This is a genomic window from Brevundimonas aurifodinae (assembly GCF_040195595.1).
GTDB lineage: Bacteria > Pseudomonadota > Alphaproteobacteria > Caulobacterales > Caulobacteraceae > Brevundimonas > Brevundimonas aurifodinae.
The window spans coordinates 130,208-152,958 of record NZ_JBEGDD010000006.1 but is presented as its reverse complement, the minus strand read 5'-3'; the positions used below and the strand labels follow the sequence as shown (position 1 = coordinate 152,958).

The following is a 22,751-nucleotide window of genomic DNA, read 5'->3' as shown; positions in this document are numbered from 1 at the left end:
TCTAACCTTGGGCCGAAGGGCTGGTCTGGGTCGGGGAAGGCACGGTGGTGCGCGCGGGCGTCGCGGGACGCAAGGCCCCGGGCGGCTGCATGGTGATGACGGCGTCTCCGGCCGGCGCAGGCGCGGCCTCGATGGGCGCGTTCGGAACGACGCTTGGGGGAACCGTCTCGGCCGGCGCTCCGGCGCGCTGCGCCTCGATCGCGCGCCACCGGGCGACGTTCCTCAGATGCTCCTCATAGGTCCGGGCGAAGGCGTGGCCGCCCGTGCCGTCGGCGACGAAGAACAGGTCGTCCGTGCGCGGAGGATTGAGCACCGCCTCCAGCGACTGGCGTCCCGGATTGGCGATGGGCGTCGGCGGCAGGCCGTCGATCAGATAGGTGTTGTAGCCTGTGTCCCGCTCCAGCTCCGAGCGCCGGATGCCGCGGCCCAGCGGCCGGCCCTGGGTGATGCCGTAGATGATGGTCGGATCGCTCTCCAGCCGCATGCCCAGCCGGATGCGGTTGGAGAAGACGGCGGCGACGCGCGGCCGCTCCGCCCCGACGCCGGTTTCCTTCTCGACGATGGAAGCCAGGATCACGGCCTCTTCGGGCGTGCGGACCACGGTGTCGGGGCTCCGAGCCGCCCACAGCTCGGCGAGGTTCTCCTCGGCCGCACGCTGCATGCGGGCGACGACGGCCTGGCGCGTCTCGCCGCGCGTGACCTCATAGGTCTCGGCCCATAGAGACCCCTCTTCGGGGATTTCGTCGATCGTTCCGGTCAGGACCGGCTCGGCGTTCAGGATGTCGACCGCCTGGGCCGAGGACCAGCCCTCGGGGATGGTCACGAAGTGGCGAACGACCCGGCCGTCGGTCAGCAGGCCGATGACCGTCTTCAGCGACGCCCGGCTGGGCACCTCGTACTCGCCCGCCCTCAGCCGCCGGTCCGCCCCGGTGAGGGTCGCGGCGGCCCTGAACATGTCGACCGACCGAATGACGCCGGCGTTCTTCAGACGCGCCGCGATGGCCGAGACGCCCGATCCGCTGGGCAGGGTGACGACGGTCGCCTCCCCGTCGCGCGCAGGCGGGCCCGGCGAATAGTAGACGCTCCAGGCCCAGGCCAGGGCCGCGATCAGGAACAGGCTGAACGTCGCCGAGGCCGCCAGCAGAGCCGCGATCAGGCCGGGACGCTTCTTCGCCCCCGGCGCCCCCCCGGACGCCATCAGGCCACCTTGCGGAACAGGATGGAGGCGTTGGTGCCGCCGAACCCGAAGCTGTTGGACATGGCCACGTCGATCTCCATGGGCTTACCCTTGTGTGGCACGAGGTCGATGGCGGTTTCGTGTTCCGGGTCATCCAGATTGATCGTGGGCGGGGCGATCTGGTCGCGAATGGCCAACACGCTGAACACCGCCTCGATGGCACCGGCCGCGCCCAGCAGATGGCCGGTCATGGACTTGGTCGAGGACATGGCGACATGGCCGGCATGGTTGCCCATCAGCCGCTCGACCGCGCGCAACTCGATCCAGTCGGCCATGGTCGAGGTGCCGTGGGCGTTGACGTAGTCGATGTCGGTCACGTCGATGCCCGCCCGCTTCACGGCCGCCTTCATGGCCCGGTAGGCCCCGTCGCCGTCCTCGGACGGAGCGGTGATATGATAGGCGTCGCCACTCATGCCGTATCCGATCACCTCGGCATAGATCTTGGCCCCGCGCGCCCTGGCGTGCTCGTACTCCTCCAGGACCAGGACGCCCGCCCCCTCGCCCATGACGAAGCCGGCGTGGCCCCGGTCATAGGGGCGCGACGCCTTCTCCGGCGTGTCGTTGTAGGCGGTGCACAGGGCCTTGCAGGCCAGGAAGCCGGCGATGCCGATCGGCACGATGGAACTCTCGGCCCCACCCGCCACCATCACGTCGGCGTCGTCGAAGGCGATCATCCGGGCCGCGTCGCCGATGGCGTGGACGCCCGAGGCGCAGGCCGTCACGACCGCGTGGTTCGGGCCCTTCAACTGATGCCGGATCGAAATCTGGCCCGAGACCAGATTGATCAGGGCCGAGGGGATGAAGAAGGGGCTGATCCGCCGGGGGCCACTCTCGGCCAGTATCTGGGCGCTGTCAGCGATGGGGCCCAGACCGCCGATCCCGGCGCCCATCATGACGCCGGTGCGTTCCTTGTCCTCGTCGCTCTCGGGATGCCAGTTCGCGTCGTTTAGCGCCTCATCCGCTGCGGCGATGCCGAACAGGATGAAGTCGTCGACCCGCTTGCGCTCCTTCGGCGACATGATGGCGTCGGGATCGAAGCTGCCGGGCACGTCCGCTCCGCCGCCGCCGCGCCCATCCACGCTGGGCACCTCGCCCGCGATGGTGCAGCCAAAGCCTTCGGTATCGAAGGCGGTGATCGGACGAATGCCCGAGCGACCTTCGACGATCCCCTGCCAGCTGTGTTCGACGCCCGTGCCGAGGGGCGTGACAAGGCCGAGACCGGTGACGACGACGCGACGCATGGATTCGACCTCCGGCACCTTCAAGCGTGATTCAGAAACAGTAATGGCCGCCGGGCCTCTCCGCTAGGAGCGCCGGGCGGCCATCGGCTGCCGAGTGAAGCGCGGTTCAGCCCGCGGTCTTCTCGTCGATGAACTTGACCGCGTCGCCGACGGTCTGGATGTGCTCGGCGGCGTCGTCGGGGATCTCGATGTCGAACTCTTCCTCGAAAGCCATGACCAGTTCGACGTTGTCGAGCGAGTCGGCGCCCAGGTCGTCGATGAAGCTGGCCTTTTCGGTGACCTTGTCCGGATCGGCGTCCAGGTGGTCGATGACGATCTTGCGGACGCGTTCCAGGGTGTCGGACATGGGTGTCTCTGCCTTATGGGGCCGCCCGGGGCGGCGTAGTGATTGTCTGCCGTCTCACGACGGCCCCGCTTGCGCAAGGGGCAACGCCCGCATGACCCAACCGGTTGCCGAGCCTTTAGCACACCCCTCGCGGGGGGAAATAGACTGTTGATGGGCTATCGCGCGGTCGCGCTACTTGAGCCCGGTCGGTCGGCGATTGACCCACCAAAGCAGGCCTGCCCCCGCCAGGGCCATCGGCGCGCCGTAGATGGCCCAGATGATCTGGCCGGTCATGAAACTGCCGGGGAGGATATTCAGCCCCTGCAACACCCAGATGATTCCGACCAGCAACAGCGGGCCGCAGAGGATCGTGGCCAGATAACGAAGGACGATCATCAGATCATCGCCATCCCGCCGTTGACGTGCAGCGTTTGCCCGGTGACGTAGGCGGCCTCGTCGGAGGCCAGATAGACGGCGGCGGCAGCGATCTCCGGTCCCTCGCCCAGGCGCCCGGCGGGGATGTTCCTCAGGATGCCCTCGCGCTGCTGCTCGTTCAGCACGTCGGTCATGGGCGAAGCGATGAAACCCGGGGCGATGCAGTTGACCGTCACGCCTCGGCTGCCGACTTCCTGGGCCAGCGATTTGGAGAATCCGATCATGCCGGCCTTGGACGCCGCGTAGTTGGTCTGGCCGCCGTTGCCGGTCACCCCGACGACGGAGGTGATGCCGATGATCCGCCCGACCCGGCGTTTCATCATGCCCTTCAGCGCGGCGCGGCTCAGACGGAAATAGCTCTCCAGATTGACAGTCAGCACCGACTGGAAATCCTCGTCTTTCATGCGCAGCAGCAGGCCGTCCCTGGTGATCCCGGCGTTGGCCACCAGGATGTCCAGCGGCGCGCCCGCGACCTCTTCGGCCCGGCCCACCAGACCGTCGACCGAGGCGGCATCCGACAGGTTGGCGGCGGCGACGAAGGCCCGCTCGCCCAGTTCGCCGGCGATCTCGGCCAGCACCGCCTCGCGCGTGCCGGACAGGACGACGGTCGCGCCCTGAGCATGAAGAGCGCGGGCGATGGCACCACCGATGCCGCCGGTGGCCCCGGTCACAAGGGCGGTCTTGCCCGTCAGGTCGAACATGGCTTTCTCCTTACTGCGCCAGCGAGGCGGCAAACGCCGCGATGTCTTCGGGCGTGTTGAGCGCCAGGCTTTCGGCGTCGGGCGCGATCCGCTTGGCCATGCCGGTCAGCACCTTGCCCGAGCCGATCTCGACGAAGCGGGTGACGCCTCCCTGCGTCGCCATCCATTCCATCGATTCGCGCCAGCGCACCCGGCCCGTGACCTGTTCGACCAGCAGGCGGCGGATCGTGTCGGCGTCCCGCTCGGGCCGAGCGGTGACGTTGGCCACCACTGGCACAAACGGCGCATTCAGCGCCGCCGCTGCCAGGGCCGTCGCCATCTCGTCTGCGGCCGGTTGCATCAGCGGACAGTGGAAGGGCGCCGAGACGTTCAGCGGGATCGCCCGCGCCCCAAGTTCCTTGGCCTTCTCGATGGCGCGATCCACAGCGGCCTTCTCGCCGGAGATGACCACATTGCCGTTGTTATTGTCGTTGGCCACGACGCAGACCCCGACTTCGGCACCCGCCGCAGCGGCGGCCTCGGCCAGGGCCAGATCCGTCTTGGGCCCGATCAGCGAGGCCATCGCCCCCTGTCCGACCGGCACCGCCCGCTGCATGGCCTGACCGCGCAGCTTCAGCAGACGCGCCGTGTCGCTCAGCGACAGCGCGCCCACGGCCGCCAGCGCCGAATACTCGCCCAGCGAATGTCCGGCGACGAAGCCCGCTCGGTCCAAGCCGACCCCGAACTCCTTGTCCAGCACGCGAATCACCGCCAGCGACACCGCCATCAGGGCCGGCTGGGCGTTCTCGGTCAGGGTCAGCTGATCCTCGGGCCCGTTCCGCATCAGGCCCGACAGGTCCTGCCCCAGCGACTGATCCACTTCGGCGAACACCTCGCGCGCCGAGGCGAAGGCGTCGGCCAGCGCCGCCCCCATGCCGACCGCCTGGCTGCCTTGGCCGGGGAACAGGAGGGCGAGGGTCATGAGTGGGTCCGTAAAGGGTTGTCAGAAGCGCGGAGGGGTAGGCCGGTTGAAGGACCTCGGCAAGCTGGACGGCCCACCGGTTGCTACTGGCCCCCTTTTCCCCTATATGCGCCCGCTTTCCAGGGCTTCGGTCCCGGAGCGGAACTCCAAAGGGTTCGGGAAGTCCTCCCGGCCGCCGCCTCGGGATCCATCGTGGATTTGGACTTTAACCCGGTCCGTCCGCGCCGACGCCCCACAAGGGAGACTGCTCTATGGCTCTTTACGAGCACACGGTCATGTCGCGCCAGGATATCAGCGCGCAACAGGCCGAAGCCCTGAACGACACCATCAAGGACCTGATCGTGGCCGGCGGCGGCACCGTCGCCAAGATCGAGTACTGGGGTCTCAGGAACCTGACCTATCGGGTCAAGAAGAACCGCAAGGCGCACTATTCGCTGCTGGCCATCGACTGCCCGCCCGCCGCCATGGCTGAGGTCGAGCGTCAGCTGGGCATCAATGAGGACGTTCTGCGCTGGCTGACCGTCCGCGTCGAGGAGCTGGACCTGGAGCTGTCGCCGCTCTTGGCCCGCCGCGAGCGCGAGCGTGAGCGCGATCGCGAGCGCACGCCGCGTGAAGACGCCGAAGTGGCCGCGTAAGAAGGGATCACAGATATGTCCGACACCTATTCCGCATCCGCCTCGGGCAACACGCCCGGCACACCCGTCAACGCCTCCGGCGGTGGCCGTCGTCCCTTCAATCGTCGTCGCAAGACCTGCCCGTTCTCGGGCGAAGGCGCGCCGAAGATCGACTACAAGGACGTCAAGCTGCTCCAGCGTTACATTTCCGAACGCGGCAAGATCGTGCCCTCGCGCATCACCGCCGTGTCCCAGATCAAGCAGCGCGAACTGGCCAAGGCCATCAAGCGCGCCCGCTATCTGGCCCTCCTGCCTTATGTGGTGAAGTAAGATGAAGGTCGTTCTGCTCGAACGCGTCGAGAACCTCGGCGCCATCGGCGACGTCGTCACCGTCAAGGACGGCTTCGCCCGCAACTTCCTGCTGCCGCGGGAAAAGGCCCTTCGCGCCACCTCCAAGAACCTGGAGAAGTTCGAACTCGACCGCGCCGCCATCGAGGCCCGCAACGAGAAGAACAAGGCCGAGGCCCAGAAGGTCGCCGACAAGATCGACGGCCAGACCTACGTCATGATCCGCCAGGCCGGCGAAACCGGTCAGCTCTACGGATCGGTCGCCGGTCGCGACGTCTCCGAGGCCATCCAGGCCGAAGGCGGCAAGGTCGAGCGCAGCCAGATCGCGCTCAACACCGCGATCAAGACGTTGGGCGTCCACGAAGTCGTCGTGCGCCTGCACGCCGAGGTCTCGGCCACGGTCAAGATCAACATCGCCCGTTCGGCCGACGAGGCCGAGCGTCAGGCCAAGGGCGAGGACGTGATCAAGTCGGCCTACGACGAAGATCGCAACGCCGCCGCCGAACAGGCCCGCGACATGGTCGAGGGCGGCGCCGGCCAGCAGGACGGTCTCGGCTCCGAGGCCTGATCCGGGGACGCGCGACGGCTTCGGCCGCCACGTCGAAATCTTGAAGGGCGCGCTCCAGCGGGGCGCGCCCTTTTCGATGTCCGGGCGTCCGGGCACTCGGGCCGGTGAGACACCGATGCCGGCGCGCTCGATCTGAACTATGTCAAAAATGCAACGAACGAGCCGTGTTCGCATGTCGCTTGCTTGCGCATGCTCATCGGACGACACAGCTTCCAATCGGACGCGCGACCGCGACGCAGGACGCAAGATTCTTGCGTCGCCAAACGCGCGCCAATCGTCGGCTCCGGCTGGGGGCCGACATACGGCACGCCAGCGCATGTGCGTTGGCTCACGGCATCAGGATTGAACATGACCCACAGAACGTCCCGCGCCCACCTCCTCGGCTTCGCCTCGGTGGTCGCCCTCAGTTGCATGGCCGCGCCCGCCTTCGCGCAGAGCGCGCCCCAGGACGACGCGACCACGGTCGACGAGATCGTCGTCACCGGCACCCGCACCGTCGGCCGGACGCGGCTGGACACCATCGCGCCGGTCGACGTGATCTCTGGCGAGGTCCTGACCCGCCAGGGCACAGGCACCGAACTGGCCGCCGCACTGTCCGCCTCTGCGCCCTCGATCAATTTCCCGCGCCCGGCCATTTCGGACGGCTCGGACCACGTTCGCCCCGCCACCCTGCGTGGCCTCGCGCCTGATCAGACCCTCGTGCTGATCAACGGCCAGCGCGGCCACATCAGCGCCCTGGTCAATGTCAACGGAAGCCTGGGTCGTGGCGCCGCCGCCTTCGACCTGAACACCATTCCGTCGGTGACACTCGGCTCGGTCGAGGTGCTGCGTGACGGTGCCTCGGCGCAGTATGGTTCCGACGCCATCGCCGGCGTCGTGAACCTGCGCCTGCGCGAAGCGAACAGTGGCGGGAACGTCACCGTGAACTACGGCCGCTATGAAACCGATTTCGACACAGCGCGAGGCTCGCACAGCCGGAGCGACGGCGAGCAGGTCTCGGTCGCCGGCTGGATCGGCCTTCCGTTCTACGACGACGGCTTCCTGACCCTCTCGGGCGAGTTGCAGCGGCGCGATCCGACCAACCGATCCGACTATGCCACGCCCGCCGCCACGCCGACCGGCTCGACCACGACGGTCCTGGGTCGCTTCGGCGATCCCGAGGTCGAGTCGCGCTCCTTGTGGTTCAACCTCGGCAACCCGCTCGATGCGGGCTGGGAGGTCTATGCTTTCGGCGGCGTGGTGGACAAGGACAGCTCGTCGGCGGCGACGGCGCGCGCCTTCAACAATTCCAACAACGTGCTGTCGGTCTACCCCAACGGCTTCCTGCCGCTGATCGAGACCCACATCAACGACTACAACCTGTTTGGCGGCTTCCGCGGTCCGGCCTGGGGTATTGACTGGGATATCTCGGCCAGCTGGGGTCGCAACGCCCTGGATTACCGGGTCGAGAACTCCATCAACGCCTCTTTCGGCGCGGCCTCGCTCCGCAGCTTCCGCGCCGGGGGGCTGGTGTACGAACAGGCGACCTTCGCCGTCGATGGCGTCCGCCCCCTCGACATCGGCCTGGCCGAGCCGGTCAACCTCGCCTTCGGCGTGGAGTACCGCAACGAGGACTTCCAGCAGACCGCGGGCCAGCAGGCGTCCTACATCCGTGTGCCGGGAAGCAGCGCGACGGGCGGTTCCCAAGGCTTCCCCGGGTTCAGCCCTGCCAACGCGACCCAGCGCGATCGCAGCAACATCGGGGCCTATGTCGACATCGAGGGCAATCTGACCGAGGCCCTGACGTTCGGCGTGGCCGCGCGCTACGAGGACTACAGCGACTTCGGCGACACCCTGACCGGCAAGGTCTCGGCGCGCTATGACTTCTCGCCGGCCTTCGCCCTGCGTGGCGCGGTCTCGACCGGCTTCCGGGCCCCGGCGCTCCAGCAGCAGTACTTCAGCTACATCGCGACCAATCTGGTCACGACGGTCGTGGGCGGCGTGCCGGTGACCAACCTGATCCAGTCGGGCACTTTCCGCGTCGACGATCCGGTGTCGATCGCCCTGGGGGCCCGGGACCTGGAGCCGGAAGAGTCGGTCAACTACTCGCTGGGAGCCGTCTTCCGCAGCGGGCCGTTCGAGCTGACCATCGACGCCTATCAGATCGAGATCGAGGACCGGATCATCCTGTCCGAGAACCTCGGCCCGACCCGCCCCAGCCAGTCGGCGGCGACCACCGCGGCGGTCCTGGGCATCATCCAGCCTCTGGGCGTGTCCTCGGCCCGCTTCTTCACCAACGGCCTGGAGACGACCACCCAGGGCATCGACATCGTCGGCCGCTATCGGCTCGACACCGACACCGCGGGCCGCTTCGACCTGACGCTGGCCGGGAACTTCAACGACACCTCGGTCGACTCGGTGCCGGGCGTGCCGGTCGTGTCGATCCCCGTCTCGCCGAACTTCCTGTTCGACCGGTCCAACATCCTCGCCTTCGAGGAAGGGACGCCGTCGTCCAAGATCGTCGGTTCGGTGGACTGGTCCCTGGGCGACTTCTCCGCCACGGCGCGGGCGACCTATTACGACAGCGTGCTGATCGCCAACAACGCGTCCGCCCTGGACTATGAGACCGGCGACGACACCCTGGTCGATGTGGAAGGCCGCTATGAGTTCCCGATCGGCGTGACCGCCGCGTTCGGCGTGAACAACCTGTTCGACGAATATCCGAACTTCACCCCGGCGAACCTGAACCCGCCTACGGGATCGGTCGGCTTCCCGCAGTTCTCGCCCTACGGCTTCAACGGGCGCTTCGTTTACGGCCGCCTGAGCTACAGCTTCTGACCAGGCGAACAACCGACTGACGACGGCGCGGGGAGCGATCCTCGCGCCGTTTTCATGGTCGCGCCTTGGATTCGCCGTGGTGCGCCGCTGCAAAGGTCGGGTCAGAACCCCGGGGGACCCATGAAACTCATTCTTGCCGCCGTCGCGACGGCGTCCCTGCTCGCGTGCGCCGTATCGGCGAGCGCGCAGACGCGGACCCTGGACACCTTCGTCACCGAGGCGAATCGCATTCCGCTGAACCCGACCTCGGCCATCCGCTCGGACGCCCGAAGACTGGTGCGGGAGTTCAACGCCTCCATGTCCGCCGTCAGCATCGAAGTCCGCACCGCCCGCGCGGCCGGCCGAACCCCGCCTGCCTGCCCGCCCGAGCGCATCCAGATGAACCCGCGCCAGCTATTGGATTACCTGAACGCCATTCCCCAAACCCGCCGCCGTCAGATGACCCCGACGGACGGGATCCGCGGCTGGCTGGCGTCCCGCTATCCCTGCCCGGCGGCCTGACGCGCCTCCGCAACTGATCCGCCTAGGGATTTTCCAGCGGTCCACAGCACGACCGATTCGATCCCCGGCCAAGGGTGCGTCCGGGACTGTCGCAGGGGGCTGCGACAGGTAAGCGTTAACCCGATGAACGCCTACGCCCCCATCTCCGCCGACACCGTCTCGATCCCGTCCCTGCCTCACAACCTGGAGGCCGAGCAGGCGCTGCTGGGCGCGCTGATGTTCGACAACGCGGTCTTCGAAAGACTGTCCGATAGGCTGCGCGGCTCGCATTTCTACGAGCCCTTCCACCAGCGCCTGTACGACGCGATCGAGGATCACATCCGCCAGGGCCTGCTGGCCGAGCCGACGATCCTGATGGAAAGGTTCAAGCAGGACCCGGCCTTCGCCGAGTTCGGCGGCCTGCGCTATCTCGCCGACCTGATGGACCGCGCCCCGCCCGGGGCGAACGCCCCGGACTATGCGCGCGTCGTCTATGACCTGGCGCTGCGTCGCGACCTGATCCGTATCGGCGGCGACATCATCAAGGAGGCGCCCGATCCCGAGACGCCCGCCATCGAACAGATCGAACAGGCGGAGCTGACGCTGTATTCGCTGGCTGAGACCGGGGCCCCCTCCTCCGGCTTCGTCAGCTTCTCGACGGCGCTGGCCGGCGCCGTCCAGATGGCCGGAGAGGCCTATCAGCGTGACGGCAAGCTGGCGGGCCTGGCCACCCATCTGGACGACCTGGATCAGAAGCTGGGCGGCCTCTATCCTTCCGACCTCTTGATCCTCGCGGGCCGTCCGTCGATGGGCAAGACGGCGCTGGCGACCAACATCGCCTTCAACGTGGCCCGCAACTATCGCTGGGAGCCGACGCCGGACGGGCGAAAGACGGTTTCGGGCGGGGTCGTCGCCTTCTTCAGCCTGGAAATGAGCGCCGAACAGCTGGCGATGCGGATCCTGGCCGACGCATCGGGCGTCTCGTCCGATCGGCTGAGGAAGGGCGAGATCGACGCCGCCGACTTCGGCAAGGTGCGCGACGCCGCTATCGAGATCGGCGAGAGCCCTCTCTACATCGACGCCACCGGCGGCCTGGCGATCTCCAAGCTCGCCGCCCGCGCGCGCCGCCTGAAACGCGCTGAACAGGGGCTCGATCTGATCATCGTCGACTACCTGCAGCTGATCACCGTGGGCGAGGGCAACGGCCAGAAGAACCGGGTGCAGGAGGTGTCGGAGATCACCGGCGGCCTGAAGGCCCTGGCCAAGGAGCTGAACGTTCCGATCGTCGCCCTGTCGCAGCTGTCGCGTCAGGTGGAGAACCGCGAGGACAAGCGGCCCCAGCTGTCGGACCTGCGCGAGTCCGGATCGATCGAGCAGGACGCCGACTGCGTTATGTTCGTCTACCGCGAGAGCTACTACAAGGAACGGGCCGAACCGCGCGAGGGCTCCGAAGAGCATCTGAAGTGGCAGGAGGAGATGGACCTGCTGCGCGGCGTCGCCGAGGTCGTCATCGGCAAGCAGCGGCATGGCCCGATCGGCATCGTCAAGCTGAGCTTCGATTCCGATACGACCAAATTCGGCAACCTGGCCCACAGCGGTCGCTACGGAAACTTCCGCGACATCCCGGAGTAGGGCCGCCTATTTCTTTGGCGCGTGTTTCTGGCCCGTGCGGACGCGGCCGGAGCGGCTGACCTGACGGGCCCCCCCGCGCGCGCCCTTCTGGATCGCGACCGAGGACCCGGCCTTCTTCGACGCGCTGGATTTCACCGCCCCGATGACACGCGGTTTGGCCACGCGCGTCTTCTTCTGCTCCAGCGCCTTGCCGGGCAGGCGGCTCTCTTCCTCGTCCTTCTTGCGGACCTTTCGCGGCGCGGTCTTGGCGTCGCCCTTGTAGCGCTCGGGCCCGGACTTGGCGCCGCCGGCCGCATAGGGGTTCTCCGAGCCGCCCTTGATGGTCAGCCGCAGGGGCACGCCCGGCAGATCGAAGCTCTCGCGCAGCGAATTGGTCAGGTAACGGATGTAGTGGTCCGGCAGGGCCCCGCCCCGGCTGGCGAACAGCACGAAGGTCGGCGGCCGGGCCTTGGTCTGCGCCATGTACTTCGTCTTGATCCGCTTGCCGTCGACGGCGGGCGGCGGGTGCCGCTGGGTGGCCAGAGCCAGCCAGTCGTTCAGGTCCTTGGTCTTGACCTTGACCGACCAGGTGTCGTGCGCCTTCAGGATGGCGGGCATCAGCCGCTCGATGCCGCGCCCGGAGTGGGACGACAGGGCCACGAACGGCGATCCCTTCAGCTGGGGCAGCTTGTCCTCGGCCATGCGGCTCAGTTCGGCCAGCTTGGCCTGGGGTTCCTCTTCCAGATCCCATTTGGCGGCGACATAGACCAGGGCCCGGCCCTCGCGCTCGACCAGATCGGCCAACTGCAGGTCCTGGACGTCGAAGGCGTTGTCCTTGTCCATCACCAGAACGACCACCTCGGCGAAGGTGATGGCGCGGATGGTGTCGGCGACCGACAGCTTCTCCAGCTTTTCCTGAACGCGGGCCTTCCTGCGCATCCCGGCCGTGTCGACCAGACGGATGTTGCGGCCCTCGTATTCCCAGTCGACCGAGATCGAGTCGCGGGTGATCCCGGCCTCGGGCCCGACCAGCAGGCGATCCTCGCCGATCAGGCGGTTGACCAGGGTCGATTTGCCGGCGTTCGGACGGCCGATGATGGCGATGCGGATCGGCTTGTCCGGCTCGTCCACCTCTTCGATGAAGATGTCGACCGAAGCTTCGCGGATGGCCTGATACAGGTCCGCCATGCCTTCGCCGTGCTCGGCGGAGATGGCCACCGGCTCGCCGAAGCCCAGCGCGTGCGCTTCGCCGACGCCGCCGCCGGATTCCCGGCTTTCGGCCTTGTTGGCCAGGATGATGACCGGCTTGTGCTGCTTCCTCAGACGGTCTGCGAAGATGCGGTCCAGCGAGGTCACGCCTTCGCGCGCGTCCATCATGAACAGGATAAGGTCGGCGTCCTCGATCGCGGCCTCGGTCTGCTCGCGCATCCGGGCCTCGAGGCTCTCGTCGGTGACGTCCTCGTACCCCGCCGTGTCGATCAGCGTCAGGTCCATGTCGCCGATGTTGCCGTCGGCATAGCGACGGTCGCGGGTCACGCCCGGGCGATCGTCGACAAGGGCCAGGCGCTTGCCCACCAGCCTGTTGAACAGGGTCGACTTGCCCACGTTGGGGCGGCCGACGATGGCGACCTTCAATGCCATGCCGGCCTTCTAACGCAGTTTGGTGGGGTCGTCAGCGAATGCTGACCAGATCGCCTTCGTCGGTCAGGACATAGAGCGCCCCGTTGTAGGCGATCGGCGCCAGATAGGCCGCGCCGCCCAGTCGGATCGTCGCGGTCTCGGCTCCGGTCTTGGGGTCGAACGCCACCGCCTCGCCGTCGGAGTTGACCAGCACCAGCCGGTTGGAGGCCAGGACTGGGCCCGACCACTCCGGCCTGACCGTGCGGTCGCCGAGACCGAAGAACCCACCCTCCTGACGTACACGGCCCTCGTTGAGGTCCCGGGTCCAGTAGACGGCGCCCGTGTCGCGATTGACCACGGTGAGTTCACCGGACTTGGACACGACATAAACGACGTCTCCGGCCGGCAGCGGCGCGTTGACGCCCGCGATCGGCACGGACCAGCGCGGCTGACCGGTCCGCAGGTCCATGGCCTGCATGACGCCCGAGTGACCGACGGCATAGACGAAGCCACGCGAAATGACGGGGCGACCGGCGACGTCACGGATCTCGGACAGGGCGCTGGTGCGGCTGGTGCGCGACAGCACCTGGGTCCAGACCGGTTGGCCGTTGGAAGCGCGCAGAGCCACGACCTCGCCGGACGAGAAGGGCGCGATCACCGTGTCGCCGCTGACCGCCGGGCTGGACGCCCGCATCACCCGAGCCGGTTCGGCGATGCCGCGATAGGACCACTCCTGGGCCCCCGTCTCGGCATTGAAGGCGATGATCTGGTTGTCGACATCGACGACATAGATCCGGTTGGCCGCGACCGTGGGGGCGCCGCGCAGAGGCACGTCCACGTTCTGGCTCCACACGACATCGCCCGTCGCGGCGTCCAGCGCCGACATGGTGCGATAACCCGAGGCCACGAACAGGCGATTGCCCGCGACCGCCAGACCGCCGCCGAAGCCGCCTTCCAGCGCGCCACCACCCGAACTGACGAACGGGACCGGCAGGCCGAACACCGCCGCGCCGCCCGAGGCTTCGCGCCCGTCCGGCTTGATATTCTGGCGCCAGACCACCTCGCCAGAGGTGGCGTCCACGGCCGTCACGGTCGAGTCGCCGTCCATGGCGTAGATTCGGCCGTCCGCCGCGACCGGCGGGGCCATGACCTGCGTCGTGCGGCTGGAACCGCGACCGATGCCGCGACGCCAGGCGACCTCGAAGCTCGGGGCCGCGATACTGTGCTCGACCAGGTTCTCGGGCGTGCCGCCGGCCATCGGCCAGGCCGTCCGGGACACCGGGCCGGGCAGGAAGAAGTCACGTCCCGACAGGGCTGCGGACGGCGTCAGCGACTGCTCGAACGACAGGATCGAGACCCGGTCCCCCGCGCTGGCCGTCGCCTGGGGGGCGTCGTCCTGGCCCAGGCCGAACGGCAGGATGCGGCGCGCCGAGGCGCAGGAGGCCAGGGCGGCCGCCAGGCCGACCACGGCCACGATCTTTAAGGCGCGCGTCACGGTCGTCATCCGAACTCCGGTCTCGAAACTCACGGGGCAGGCGCCTCGGCCGGGGCCTGAGCCGGGGCCGTTTCGCCGACGGGCGGACCTTGCAGAACCGGCGCTGGCGGGTTGACCTGCTGGGCGGCGACGATGGCAGCGATGCCGGCGGCCGTCTCGCTGTCGATCAGGCCGATGGCCGCCTGGGCGCGCTGGCGCACGGCTTCGGGCACGTCCTGGCCGAGGGTCAGCAGGGTGAACAGCTCGCGCGCCTCGGCGGGCTGGCCAAACTGGAGGCGCGCCAGACCCAGGGCCTCCTGGGCGAAGGGGCGCATCGGACGGCCCTCCTCGGTCAGGGGCTCCAGCCGGGTCTCGATCTCGTCCAGCGTGCCGGTGTCCATTACCAGCAACGCCGCCTTGAACCGGGCCGGGTCGGCCAGAATCGGATCGCCCGCGGCGTCTGCCGCTTGATCGAACAGGGCGATGGCGTCGGGGATGCGGTTGGCGGCGACGGCGATGCCGGCGCGCTGCTGCAGGGCCAGGGCCTTGTAGGCGCCATTGCCCTTTTCGGCGGCTTCGGTGAAGGCGCTCTCGGCCCCCGCCTGATTGCCGGTCTGCAGGGCCTCGAGCCCGCGCTGATAGGCGACCGAGGCGTCATGGGCGCGGCCGGTCTGCATCGCCTGCCAGCCCCACCAGGCCAGGGCCGCGATCAGGGCGACGGCGAGGATGCCGCCGACGATGGGCAGCCACTGGCGCGCGAGGCGCTTGAGGCGTTCGGAGCGAATCTCCTCCTCGACCTCTTCGAAGACATCAGTCACGTGAAACGCCGCCCCGGAAAAAACGCTGAAAAGCCAATCGGCGCGGACCCTAGAGGTTCGACCCCGCGCCCGCAACGCTGTCCGTCAGGAAGACGGACCTCAGGTCGCGGCGGGCTTTTTCGAGAAGTAGGTCTCGACTTCGGCAGGAAAACGGCGGGCGCGAACATCGGCGGCATAGCCCGCGACCGCCCGGTCGATCTCGCCCCTCAGGTCGGCGTAGCGACGCACGAATTTTGGCGTCCAGTCGAACAGGCCCAGCATGTCGGGCGTCACCAGAATCTGGCCGTCGCAGGCGGCCGAGGCCCCGATGCCGATGGTCGGCTTGTCGATGGATCGGGTGATCTCGGCCGCGACCGGCTCGGCCGTGCCCTCGACCACGATGGCGAAGGCGCCCGCGTCGGCGGTGGCCTCGGCCTCGGCGATGACGCGCAGGCGCTCGTCGTCGGTCTTGCCCTTGGCCTTGAACGCCCCCTCGGTCAGCACCGCCTGGGGACGCAAGCCAACGTGGCCCATCACCGGAATACCGCGCTGGACCAGATATTCGATGGTCTGGGGCACGGTGGGTCCGCTCTCCAGTTTCACCGCCTGCGCCCCGGTCTCCTTCATCACCCGCGCGCAGTTCTCATAGGCGATTTCCTTGCCGCCCTCATAGCTGCCGAACGGCATGTCGATGACGACCATGGCCCGGCGGGACCCGCGCATGACCGCTTGCCCGTGCAGGATCATCATCTCCAGCGTGACGCCCACGGTGTTGGGCAGGCCGTGCACCACCATGCCGACGCTGTCGCCGACCAGCAGCAGGTCGCAATGATCGTCCAGAAGCGCGGCCGTGGGCGCGTCATAGGCGGTCAGGCAGACGATCGGCTCCCCGCCTTTCCGCTTCATGATGTCGGGGGCGGCCAACCGACGTGTGGCATCGTTCGTCTGCTTGGACATGATTCAATACTCGGCTGCCGATCAGCCGGGTCTTCTATCATTTCCGCTCATCCCCGCGAAAGCGGGGATGAGCGGAGAGGGAAAGAACCCCCTCGACACGATCAGACCTCCTGGGACAACTTCATCACGCCCGCGGCGGCGAGCGCGATCAACGCCCCGGCGGCCAGCCAGAACAGCTGCATCCCGCCCATCGACCCAAGCGACAGATCGGCCAGACCGAACTGCGCCAGGCCCGAGCCGACCGCTTCCTGAACGTTCAGGCTGGCGCTCTGGATGCCCTGGCCGATGGCGCGACCGGCCACGGGGGCCTGGGCGTCGGACAGGGTGAAGCTGACATTGGTCGATTCGCGCACGGCGATGACGCCCCCGATCAGACCCGCGACCGTCAGGGCGACGGTCCGGACCCGGCTGGACGACTGGAGTTTGGCCTCCACGCCCGCCGCGAACAGCGGGGCGTCGGCCATCTGCGGCGAGCGGGCGAACAGCCGCTCGATCATCGGATCGAATTCGTCAGAAGACATGGGCCGCCCTCCCCGATCGTTCCCCATCCGGCGAAAGCCGGGCGCGGAGTTTATCCAGACCACGTTTGACATGAGACTTCACCGTTCCAAGCGGCAGATTCATGGCGGAGGCGATCTCGGGATGAGACAGCCCCGCGCCGTGACACAGGGAGACACACAGACGCTCGACTTCGCTGAGGCTTTTCAGCGCCTCGTCCAGGTCGACGTGACCCGCCGTGTCCGGAGCCGCCACGCCTTCGGCCTGTTCGGGCTCCAGCTCGGCGACATAGCGGGCGTTCCTGGCCTTGCGCTTCAGATACAGGCGCGCGGCGATGCGCTTGACCCAGGCGGCGAAGGTACCCTCGCCCCGGAACTCGGCGCATTTCTCGAACGCCTGCAGGAAGGCGTCCTGGGCCACGTCATCGGCTTCCGAGGGTTGCGCCCCCATCCGCCGCAGCAGGCCGCGCACCGCGGAGCCGTGGCGACGCGCCAGCTCGCCGAACTCGCGCCGGCCGCCGGCGGCCGCCAGGGCCGCCAGCTCCACGTCGTGCCGATCCTTCAGCGATTTGGCCAATAGGGACTGGGCCATGACAGATATTCCCCCAACTCTTCTGAGAGATTTGGCCAGCCGCGGCTCAGTCCTTGTTCTTGTTGAAGAAGCTCAAAACGATGAAGGCCAGGCCGATCGTGATCGGGATCGCCGACAGGCCCAGCAGGCTGCCGTCGAAGTTGGGGCCGTCGCTCCAGTCGTCGCCATGGTGTCCCAGGGTCTCGTTGACGAGGCTGAACGCCGCCATGCCAATACCGACCGCCAGCCAGATGATGCCCCGGCGGATGTCGCGGGTGCGGCTGGGAACGCCCTTGCTCGCCTCGGTGCTCAGGGCCTCGATGACCTCGGGCGGCAGGGGCTGACCCTTGTCGATGGCGGCGCGAACGGTCGCCTGCATCTCGCGGCGCTCGCGCGATTTGAAATAGGTGGGGCCGACGATGATGGCCGTGATGGTGCCGAACACGGCGAAGATGGCGAAGATCGGAATGAAGTCTTCCATGGGTGGTCCCCTCGTTTGTCCTGACGGCGCGAGCCTGATGCCCGGGCCTCATGACCACAAGAGGCGGCGACGGGCCCCGGCGGATGCGCGGATGCACATGAATTCTTCGTAAGGCGACGCCCGTCGTGGATGGACGAAACTTAATGCGACGCTTCGCATCCGGCGACGACGGCGGGCGGCTCTGACGCATTGGCGATCCCGCCCATAGTCATCGGAGTTTCCTTATGTCCCCGTCCCTGATCCTGGCCACCACCCTTGTGGCCTCGTCCCCCGCCCAGGCGGCCGCCCCCGCGCCCGAAATGCGTGTCGCCATCGGCGATCTGGATTTCACCCGCGACAGCGGCCAGGACGAGTTCGTCCGCCGCGTCCATGCCGCCAGCCGCGACTATTGCCGCGACCGCATAGAGATCGTCACGCCCGATCGGCTGGGTGAAGTCTCGGTCTGCCGGGCCGAGATGCGCCGCCTCGCCTACCGCGCCCTGCCCGCCCCCCGGATGCAGCAGTTGGCCGAGGCCGGGCGTCTGCGCGCGATCCGATAGGCGAGCGCCTGCGCCCCACCGTCGCTCGCGGGTGCACGGCGGGGCGGAACGTGCGATCTATGACTGAGAAACATCCCTTCAGGAGCGCCCCGATGAGCCACGTCACCTATCGCATCGTCGAGCACGACGGCGGCTGGGCCTACAAGGTCGGCGACACCTTCTCGGAGACCTTCCCCAATCACGACGCCGCGCGCGCCGCCGCCGTCGCAGCCAGCCGCGAACAGCGGGTCGCCGATCAGACGGCCTACATCGAATATGAGGACAGGGAGGGTAGCTGGATCACCGAGCGCGCCGACGGCCACGACCGGCCGGACACCGACGTCCAAGGCTAGCCGAAAGCCACAGCATAGATCTCCGGCTTGAATCCGACGACCGTGCGAACGCCCAGGTCGAGCACCGGCCGCTTGATCATCGAGGGCTGGACCAGCATCAGGGCGATGGCCTTGTCGGCGTCCAGCCCGGCGCGGTCGGCCTCGGGCAGGGCGCGGAAGGTGGTGCCGGCACGGTTCAGCACCGTCTCCCAGCCATGGGTCTGGACCCAGCCCTCCAGCGTCGGCCGGTCGATGCCAGCCTTCTTGTAGTCGTGAAAGACAAAGGCGCGGCCGTTCTGGTCCAGCCAGGTCCGGGCCTTCTTGACCGTGTCGCAGTTGGGGATGCCATACAGTGTCGGTGTCATGAAGCGGGGATAGAACTGCCCGGTGGGGTCCGGCAAGGCTGGACCTTTATGTCCGGCCCGGCAGACCACGGGTCGTCGTCGCAAGAGACCCGTCCATGATCCGTCGCCTGTCCATCGTCGCCATTGCCGCCATCGCCGCCGCCTGCTCCCAGCCGGAGGAGCCCGCCGCTTCGATCGAGCCCGCCGCGCCGGCTGCGCCATCGCCGATCAGCCAGGCCTATGTCGCCGAGGTTCAGGACTATTGGTCAGGCGGCGCGGCCGTGACGGCGGAGGAGGTGATCAATCTGGTCGGGCTGAACGGCCCGGCGGGCGCGATCGAGGAACTTGGCTCCGACCAGCCCCGGTCCCGCTGGAATACGGTCATGTCAGGCATCGCCTCCGCAGACCCGGCATGGCTGGGCGTCGCCGCCGCCCTGGAGCCCGGAGTCACCGGACCGAGCGCAGACTCCCTGGACGGGGTGCTGAAGGCCGCCCTGGCCGCCGACGCCACCGCCACCCTGCGGGTGCTCGAGCCCGCCCGTCAGCGTCTGTCGCCCCAGGCCGTCTGCGCCAGCGACGAGGCGGAAACCGTTGCGGCCCTGAGACCCTCGGTCGACGCGGTCAGCGATCCCGCGCTCGAGGCCAAGAAGGCCGCCTGCCTGGAAGCCATGGTCGGCTAGGCCGGCGCTCTTGCCCGGGACATCAGGCGGTCAGTTCGCCGGGATCACCGCGCCATCATACTTTTCGGCGATGAAGTCCTTGACCGCCTGACTGCGCAGCGCCGTGGCCAGCGCCTGAACGCGCGGGTCGTTCTGGTTCTCCGCGCGGGTGACCAGATAGTTCACATAGGGACTGTCGCCGCCCTCGATCGTCAGCGCGTCCTCGCGCGGGTTCAGCCCGGCATCCAGGGCGTAGTTCGTGTTGATGACGGCCATGTCGACCTGGTCCAGCACGCGCGGCAGGGTCGCGGATTCCAGCTCGCGGAAGCGCAGGTTCTTGGGGTTCTCGGTGATGTCGCGCAGACTCTGAGACGGGTTCGTCGGGTCCGCCAGCCGGATCAGTCCCGCCGTCTGCAGCAGGATCAACGAGCGCCCAACCGACGACGCATCGTTGGGAATGGCCACATCGGCCCCGTCCGGCAGGGCCGCCAGCGTCTGGAACCGCCGCGAGTAGGCCCCCAGCGGCTCGACGTGGATGCCGGCCACAGTCACCAGGGTGGCGCCGCGCGCCGCGTTGAACTCGTCCAGATAGGGCTTGGTCTGGAAGTAGTTGGCGTCCAGCCCGCCCTCGACCAGCTGGGTATTGGGCTGGACGTAGTCGTTGAACACCCGCACCTCGATCGGCGTCCCGGCCTCGGCCAGAGACGGAGCCAGGAACTCCAGGATTTCCGCGTGGGGGACGGCCGTCGCGCCCACGACCAGCGGCCCCGTGCCGTCGGCCTTCTCGGCCCCCTGCCCGCAGGCGGCGAGAATCATCGAAGCGGCGGCGATCAGGAGCGAGCGGCGAAGCATGGGCGGGCCTTTGAGCTAGGACATCAGCGGTGCGAGACCCTAGCGACCAGGGCGTCGCCGAGCATCTGCAGAATTTGTACGAGCACCAGCAGCAAAACTACGGTCACGACCATGACGTCGGTCTGGAACCGCTGATAGCCGAACCGCACAGCCAGGTCGCCGAGACCGCCCGCGCCCACCACGCCCGCCATGGCCGTATAGCTGACCAGGGCGATCGCCGTGACCGTCGCGCCTGCGACGATCCCCGACATGGCCTCCGGCAGCAGGGCCCGGGTCACGATCTGGAACGTCGAGCCGCCCATGGCCTGGGTGGCTTCGACCACGCCCTTGTCGACCTCCCGCAGCGCCGTCTCGACCAGGCGCGCGTAGAAGGGCGCGGCTCCGACCACCAGCGGCGGGATCGCCCCGGCCACGCCCAGCGACGTCCCGACCAGGATCACCGTCAACGGCAGCATGACGATCAGCAGGATGATGAAGGGCACGGACCTCAGGATGTTGACGATCAGCGACAACACCCCGTTCAGCACCGGATTGGCCGCCAGTCGCCCCTTGCCGGACAGATACAGCAGCACGCCCAGCGGGATGCCGAACAGCACGGTCAGGGCCATCGACCCGCCGAGCATCAGCAGGGTGTCGCGCGTGGCCCGCGCGATCTCGGGCCAATCGACGTTCTGGAAGAACTCCATACCCTTACTCCGTCATCCTCGGGCTTGACCCGAGGACCGGATTGTCCGTCTGCTCGTGCGACGGAACCAAAGCACAGTCCGCTGAGCGTCCGATCCTCGGGTCAAGCCCGAGGATGACGAGACTGGATTGAACGACGAACAGGAGGCTCACGACACCGCCTCCACCACCACGCCCCGTTCGCTCAGCCGCGCCACCGCGGCCTCGGCGTCGCCGCCGGTGAAGGCCACGACCATCTGGCCATAGGGCTCGCCCCGGATGCGGCTGATCCGTCCCGACAGGATCGAATAATCCACGCCGACGGACCGCGCGACGCGGCTCAGTTCGGGCTCATAGGTCGCCGTGCCCCGGAACGTCAGCTTCGCCAGCCGCCCGCCGACCGGCACGATGGAGGCGTCGAAGCTCTCGCCCCCCTCGCCTTCCGCCAGCATGGATCGGGTCACGGGCGACTTCGGATGCAGGAAGACGTCGGCCGTCGCCCCCTCCTCCACCACGCGCCCGTCCTTCAACACCGCGACCCGGTCGCAGACGCGGCGGACCACCTCCATCTGGTGGGTGATCAGCACGATGGTCAGGCCCAGTTCGCGGTTCAGCTCGTCCAGCAGGCTCAGGATCTCGTCCGTCGTCTCGGGGTCCAGCGCGCTGGTCGCCTCGTCGCACAGCAGGACCTCGGGCCCGCAGGCGAGCGCCCGCGCGATACCCACCCTCTGCTTCTGCCCGCCCGACAGCTGGGCCGGATGCTTCTTCGCATGCTCAGCCAACCCCAGCCGCGCCAGCAGCTCGGTCGTCCTCGCTCGAACCTCCACGTCCGGCCGCCCCTCCAGCCGAAGCGGGAAGGCCACGTTCTCTTCTATGGTCTTGGCGTTCAGCAGGTTGAAATGCTGGAAGATCATCCCGATCCGCCGCCGTGCCGCGCGCAGGGCGGCGGGCTTCAGCGCCGTGATCTCCTGATCGCCGACGAAGACCTTGCCCGCGTTCGGCGTTTCCAGGCGGTTGATGGTTCGGACCAGCGTCGACTTGCCCGCGCCCGAGCGCCCGACCACGCCGAACACCTGGCCCCGGCCCACCGTCAGGTCGATGGCGTCCAGCGCCACGCGCTCGCCCGCGGCGCTGCGATAGCGCTTGGTCACGCCTTCCAGCCGGATCATGTCAGTCGGTCTCGAGCGCCGCTGCGGGGATGATGGTCACGCTCTCGCCGCACCCGCAGGCGTCGGTCTGGTTCGGATTGCGGAACACGAACTTGGACGCCAGCTTGGTCGTCTCGTAGTCGATCTCCGACCCGATCAGGAACAGGATGGCCTTGGGCTCGATCAGGATGGTCACGCCCTTGTCCTCGACCAGCTCGTCCATCGGCTCGATCGTCTCGGCATAGGCGAAGGTGTATTCCTGCCCCGCGCAGCCGCCGTTCTTCACCCCGACGCGCAGGGCGACATAGGGCTTGTCGGCCCCCTCCATGATCTCGCGCACGCGCGCCGCCGCGGCCTCGGTCAGGGTGACGACCTTGGGGCGCGGGCGGCGGGGGCGGTCTGTGGTCTGCAGGTCGGTCATTGCACCACCCCGTTCGTCATCCTCGGGCTTGACCCGAGGATCGGATTTCCAGCGGCTCGTACGAAGACGGAGGACGCGG

At 68.1% G+C, this 22,751-nt stretch carries 27 protein-coding genes; 9 read left to right on the top strand and 18 right to left on the bottom strand.

What is annotated here, in order from left to right; all coding sequences use genetic code 11:
- Position 1 precedes the first annotated feature (1 nt).
- The 6 genes from mltG to fabD all read right to left on the bottom strand — a co-directional run bounded on the left by mltG (position 2) and on the right by fabD (position 4,900).
- Positions 2-1,198: an endolytic transglycosylase MltG gene (gene mltG / locus ABN401_RS08930; protein WP_349684488.1), complete on the bottom strand. Its 1,197-nt coding sequence runs from the start codon at positions 1,196-1,198 to the stop codon at positions 2-4.
- On the bottom strand, positions 1,198-2,478 hold the full coding sequence (gene fabF / locus ABN401_RS08925) for a beta-ketoacyl-ACP synthase II (RefSeq protein ID WP_349684487.1): 1,281 nt from the start codon (positions 2,476-2,478) through the stop codon (positions 1,198-1,200). The genes mltG and fabF overlap by 1 nt, the downstream gene beginning before the upstream one ends.
- Before the next feature lie 106 nt (positions 2,479-2,584).
- Positions 2,585-2,824: an acyl carrier protein gene (locus ABN401_RS08920; RefSeq protein ID WP_021697838.1), complete on the bottom strand. Its 240-nt coding sequence runs from the start codon at positions 2,822-2,824 to the stop codon at positions 2,585-2,587.
- A 171-nt stretch (positions 2,825-2,995) separates the two neighbouring features.
- Positions 2,996-3,199 (bottom strand): hypothetical protein, encoded by a 204-nt coding sequence (locus tag ABN401_RS08915; RefSeq protein ID WP_349684486.1) that lies wholly within the window; start codon positions 3,197-3,199, stop codon positions 2,996-2,998.
- On the bottom strand, positions 3,199-3,939 hold the full coding sequence (fabG, locus tag ABN401_RS08910; RefSeq protein WP_349684485.1) for a 3-oxoacyl-[acyl-carrier-protein] reductase: 741 nt from the start codon (positions 3,937-3,939) through the stop codon (positions 3,199-3,201). Before fabG ends, ABN401_RS08915 begins: the two co-directional genes overlap by 1 nt.
- 10 nt (positions 3,940-3,949) lie before the next feature.
- Positions 3,950-4,900, bottom strand: coding sequence for an ACP S-malonyltransferase (fabD, locus tag ABN401_RS08905; protein WP_349684484.1), 951 nt, complete (start codon positions 4,898-4,900; stop codon positions 3,950-3,952).
- Positions 4,901-5,151: 251 nt separating this feature from the next.
- Here fabD and rpsF point away from each other — a divergent pair, with 251 nt between their 5' ends.
- The 6 genes from rpsF to ABN401_RS08875 all read left to right on the top strand — a co-directional run bounded on the left by rpsF (position 5,152) and on the right by ABN401_RS08875 (position 11,359).
- Positions 5,152-5,535 (top strand): 30S ribosomal protein S6, encoded by a 384-nt coding sequence (gene rpsF, locus ABN401_RS08900; protein ID WP_349684483.1) that lies wholly within the window; start codon positions 5,152-5,154, stop codon positions 5,533-5,535.
- A 15-nt stretch (positions 5,536-5,550) separates the two neighbouring features.
- Positions 5,551-5,844: a 30S ribosomal protein S18 gene (gene rpsR, locus ABN401_RS08895; protein ID WP_349684482.1), complete on the top strand. Its 294-nt coding sequence runs from the start codon at positions 5,551-5,553 to the stop codon at positions 5,842-5,844.
- Between the two features lies 1 nt (position 5,845).
- Entirely contained in the window at positions 5,846-6,430 is a 585-nt protein-coding gene (rplI, locus tag ABN401_RS08890; RefSeq protein WP_349684481.1) for a 50S ribosomal protein L9, read from the top strand.
- 348 nt (positions 6,431-6,778) lie between these two features.
- Positions 6,779-9,247 carry a TonB-dependent receptor plug domain-containing protein gene (locus ABN401_RS08885; RefSeq protein WP_349684480.1) on the top strand — a complete coding sequence of 823 codons (2,469 nt, stop codon included), beginning with the start codon at positions 6,779-6,781 and terminating at the stop codon, positions 9,245-9,247.
- Between the two features lie 120 nt (positions 9,248-9,367).
- Entirely contained in the window at positions 9,368-9,748 is a 381-nt protein-coding gene (locus tag ABN401_RS08880; protein WP_349684479.1) for a hypothetical protein, read from the top strand.
- A gap of 123 nt (positions 9,749-9,871) precedes the next feature.
- Complete coding sequence (locus tag ABN401_RS08875) at positions 9,872-11,359, top strand: replicative DNA helicase (protein WP_349684478.1); 1,488 nt, start codon at positions 9,872-9,874, stop codon at positions 11,357-11,359.
- Between the two features lie 6 nt (positions 11,360-11,365).
- Here ABN401_RS08875 and der read toward each other — a convergent pair whose 3' ends face one another.
- The 7 genes from der to ABN401_RS08840 form a co-directional block, all read right to left on the bottom strand.
- Positions 11,366-12,979, bottom strand: a complete 1,614-nt coding sequence (gene der, locus ABN401_RS08870) for a ribosome biogenesis GTPase Der (protein ID WP_349684477.1) — start codon at positions 12,977-12,979, stop codon at positions 11,366-11,368.
- 31 nt (positions 12,980-13,010) lie between these two features.
- The gene (locus ABN401_RS08865; protein ID WP_349684476.1) at positions 13,011-14,462 is read right to left on the bottom strand and encodes a PQQ-like beta-propeller repeat protein; all 1,452 of its coding nucleotides are present in this window, start codon (positions 14,460-14,462) and stop codon (positions 13,011-13,013) included.
- Between the two features lie 20 nt (positions 14,463-14,482).
- A complete protein-coding gene (locus ABN401_RS08860) occupies positions 14,483-15,250 on the bottom strand; it encodes a tetratricopeptide repeat protein (protein ID WP_349684475.1) in 768 nt (255 codons plus the stop codon).
- A gap of 99 nt (positions 15,251-15,349) precedes the next feature.
- A complete protein-coding gene (panB, locus tag ABN401_RS08855; protein WP_349684474.1) occupies positions 15,350-16,186 on the bottom strand; it encodes a 3-methyl-2-oxobutanoate hydroxymethyltransferase in 837 nt (278 codons plus the stop codon).
- Between the two features lie 101 nt (positions 16,187-16,287).
- The gene (locus tag ABN401_RS08850) at positions 16,288-16,707 is read right to left on the bottom strand and encodes a hypothetical protein (protein ID WP_349684473.1); all 420 of its coding nucleotides are present in this window, start codon (positions 16,705-16,707) and stop codon (positions 16,288-16,290) included.
- Positions 16,697-17,275, bottom strand: coding sequence for an RNA polymerase sigma factor (locus tag ABN401_RS08845; protein WP_349684472.1), 579 nt, complete (start codon positions 17,273-17,275; stop codon positions 16,697-16,699). The genes ABN401_RS08850 and ABN401_RS08845 overlap by 11 nt, the downstream gene beginning before the upstream one ends.
- A 46-nt stretch (positions 17,276-17,321) precedes the next feature.
- Positions 17,322-17,735 (bottom strand): DUF6249 domain-containing protein, encoded by a 414-nt coding sequence (locus ABN401_RS08840; RefSeq protein ID WP_349684471.1) that lies wholly within the window; start codon positions 17,733-17,735, stop codon positions 17,322-17,324.
- A gap of 224 nt (positions 17,736-17,959) precedes the next feature.
- Here ABN401_RS08840 and ABN401_RS08835 point away from each other — a divergent pair, with 224 nt between their 5' ends.
- Positions 17,960-18,274: a UrcA family protein gene (locus ABN401_RS08835; RefSeq protein WP_349684470.1), complete on the top strand. Its 315-nt coding sequence runs from the start codon at positions 17,960-17,962 to the stop codon at positions 18,272-18,274.
- Positions 18,275-18,366: 92 nt separating this feature from the next.
- On the top strand, positions 18,367-18,606 hold the full coding sequence (locus ABN401_RS08830) for a DUF2188 domain-containing protein (protein ID WP_349684469.1): 240 nt from the start codon (positions 18,367-18,369) through the stop codon (positions 18,604-18,606).
- On the opposite strand, the gene ABN401_RS08825 is transcribed toward ABN401_RS08830, so the two are convergent.
- Positions 18,603-18,950: an arsenate reductase gene (locus ABN401_RS08825; protein WP_349684593.1), complete on the bottom strand. Its 348-nt coding sequence runs from the start codon at positions 18,948-18,950 to the stop codon at positions 18,603-18,605. The two genes, ABN401_RS08830 and ABN401_RS08825, sit on opposite strands and share 4 nt — an antisense overlap.
- A gap of 95 nt (positions 18,951-19,045) precedes the next feature.
- On the opposite strand from ABN401_RS08825, the gene ABN401_RS08820 reads away from it, so the two are divergent.
- Positions 19,046-19,609: a hypothetical protein gene (locus tag ABN401_RS08820; protein WP_349684468.1), complete on the top strand. Its 564-nt coding sequence runs from the start codon at positions 19,046-19,048 to the stop codon at positions 19,607-19,609.
- A gap of 30 nt (positions 19,610-19,639) precedes the next feature.
- Here the strand turns inward: ABN401_RS08820 and ABN401_RS08815 are convergent, their stop codons facing one another.
- The 4 genes from ABN401_RS08815 to ABN401_RS08800 all read right to left on the bottom strand — a co-directional run bounded on the left by ABN401_RS08815 (position 19,640) and on the right by ABN401_RS08800 (position 22,672).
- Positions 19,640-20,440, bottom strand: coding sequence for a MetQ/NlpA family ABC transporter substrate-binding protein (locus tag ABN401_RS08815; protein ID WP_349684467.1), 801 nt, complete (start codon positions 20,438-20,440; stop codon positions 19,640-19,642).
- A 23-nt stretch (positions 20,441-20,463) separates the two neighbouring features.
- Positions 20,464-21,126: a methionine ABC transporter permease gene (locus ABN401_RS08810; RefSeq protein WP_349684466.1), complete on the bottom strand. Its 663-nt coding sequence runs from the start codon at positions 21,124-21,126 to the stop codon at positions 20,464-20,466.
- Between the two features lie 147 nt (positions 21,127-21,273).
- Complete coding sequence (locus ABN401_RS08805; RefSeq protein WP_349684465.1) at positions 21,274-22,272, bottom strand: methionine ABC transporter ATP-binding protein; 999 nt, start codon at positions 22,270-22,272, stop codon at positions 21,274-21,276.
- Between the two features lies 1 nt (position 22,273).
- The gene (locus tag ABN401_RS08800; protein ID WP_349684464.1) at positions 22,274-22,672 is read right to left on the bottom strand and encodes a HesB/IscA family protein; all 399 of its coding nucleotides are present in this window, start codon (positions 22,670-22,672) and stop codon (positions 22,274-22,276) included.
- Between the last annotated feature and the right edge of the window lie 79 nt (positions 22,673-22,751).

Excerpts from the sequence above, each read along its gene's own strand:
- ABN401_RS08800 (WP_349684464.1), bottom strand. The coding sequence starts at position 22,672 with ATGACCGACCTGCAGACCACAGACCGCCCCCGCCGCCCGCGCCCCAAG.
- ABN401_RS08915 (WP_349684486.1), bottom strand. The coding sequence starts at position 3,199 with ATGATCGTCCTTCGTTATCTGGCCACGATCCTCTGCGGCCCGCTGTTG.
- ABN401_RS08920 (WP_021697838.1), bottom strand. The coding sequence starts at position 2,824 with ATGTCCGACACCCTGGAACGCGTCCGCAAGATCGTCATCGACCACCTG.
- ABN401_RS08845 (WP_349684472.1), bottom strand. The coding sequence starts at position 17,275 with ATGGCCCAGTCCCTATTGGCCAAATCGCTGAAGGATCGGCACGACGTG.
- fabG (WP_349684485.1), bottom strand. The coding sequence starts at position 3,939 with ATGTTCGACCTGACGGGCAAGACCGCCCTTGTGACCGGGGCCACCGGC.
- der (WP_349684477.1), bottom strand. The coding sequence starts at position 12,979 with ATGGCATTGAAGGTCGCCATCGTCGGCCGCCCCAACGTGGGCAAGTCG.
- mltG (WP_349684488.1), bottom strand. The coding sequence starts at position 1,198 with ATGGCGTCCGGGGGGGCGCCGGGGGCGAAGAAGCGTCCCGGCCTGATC.
- ABN401_RS08865 (WP_349684476.1), bottom strand. The coding sequence starts at position 14,462 with ATGACGACCGTGACGCGCGCCTTAAAGATCGTGGCCGTGGTCGGCCTG.
- fabD (WP_349684484.1), bottom strand. The coding sequence starts at position 4,900 with ATGACCCTCGCCCTCCTGTTCCCCGGCCAAGGCAGCCAGGCGGTCGGC.
- ABN401_RS08840 (WP_349684471.1), bottom strand. The coding sequence starts at position 17,735 with ATGGAAGACTTCATTCCGATCTTCGCCATCTTCGCCGTGTTCGGCACC.
- ABN401_RS08875 (WP_349684478.1), top strand. The coding sequence starts at position 9,872 with ATGAACGCCTACGCCCCCATCTCCGCCGACACCGTCTCGATCCCGTCC.
- ABN401_RS08805 (WP_349684465.1), bottom strand. The coding sequence starts at position 22,272 with ATGATCCGGCTGGAAGGCGTGACCAAGCGCTATCGCAGCGCCGCGGGC.
- ABN401_RS08835 (WP_349684470.1), top strand. The coding sequence starts at position 17,960 with ATGTCCCCGTCCCTGATCCTGGCCACCACCCTTGTGGCCTCGTCCCCC.
- ABN401_RS08880 (WP_349684479.1), top strand. The coding sequence starts at position 9,368 with ATGAAACTCATTCTTGCCGCCGTCGCGACGGCGTCCCTGCTCGCGTGC.
- panB (WP_349684474.1), bottom strand. The coding sequence starts at position 16,186 with ATGTCCAAGCAGACGAACGATGCCACACGTCGGTTGGCCGCCCCCGAC.
- ABN401_RS08825 (WP_349684593.1), bottom strand. The coding sequence starts at position 18,950 with ATGACACCGACACTGTATGGCATCCCCAACTGCGACACGGTCAAGAAG.
- ABN401_RS08820 (WP_349684468.1), top strand. The coding sequence starts at position 19,046 with ATGATCCGTCGCCTGTCCATCGTCGCCATTGCCGCCATCGCCGCCGCC.
- fabF (WP_349684487.1), bottom strand. The coding sequence starts at position 2,478 with ATGCGTCGCGTCGTCGTCACCGGTCTCGGCCTTGTCACGCCCCTCGGC.
- rpsR (WP_349684482.1), top strand. The coding sequence starts at position 5,551 with ATGTCCGACACCTATTCCGCATCCGCCTCGGGCAACACGCCCGGCACA.
- ABN401_RS08850 (WP_349684473.1), bottom strand. The coding sequence starts at position 16,707 with ATGTCTTCTGACGAATTCGATCCGATGATCGAGCGGCTGTTCGCCCGC.
- rpsF (WP_349684483.1), top strand. The coding sequence starts at position 5,152 with ATGGCTCTTTACGAGCACACGGTCATGTCGCGCCAGGATATCAGCGCG.
- ABN401_RS08830 (WP_349684469.1), top strand. The coding sequence starts at position 18,367 with ATGAGCCACGTCACCTATCGCATCGTCGAGCACGACGGCGGCTGGGCC.
- ABN401_RS08810 (WP_349684466.1), bottom strand. The coding sequence starts at position 21,126 with ATGGAGTTCTTCCAGAACGTCGATTGGCCCGAGATCGCGCGGGCCACG.
- ABN401_RS08885 (WP_349684480.1), top strand. The coding sequence starts at position 6,779 with ATGACCCACAGAACGTCCCGCGCCCACCTCCTCGGCTTCGCCTCGGTG.
- rplI (WP_349684481.1), top strand. The coding sequence starts at position 5,846 with ATGAAGGTCGTTCTGCTCGAACGCGTCGAGAACCTCGGCGCCATCGGC.
- ABN401_RS08815 (WP_349684467.1), bottom strand. The coding sequence starts at position 20,440 with ATGCTTCGCCGCTCGCTCCTGATCGCCGCCGCTTCGATGATTCTCGCC.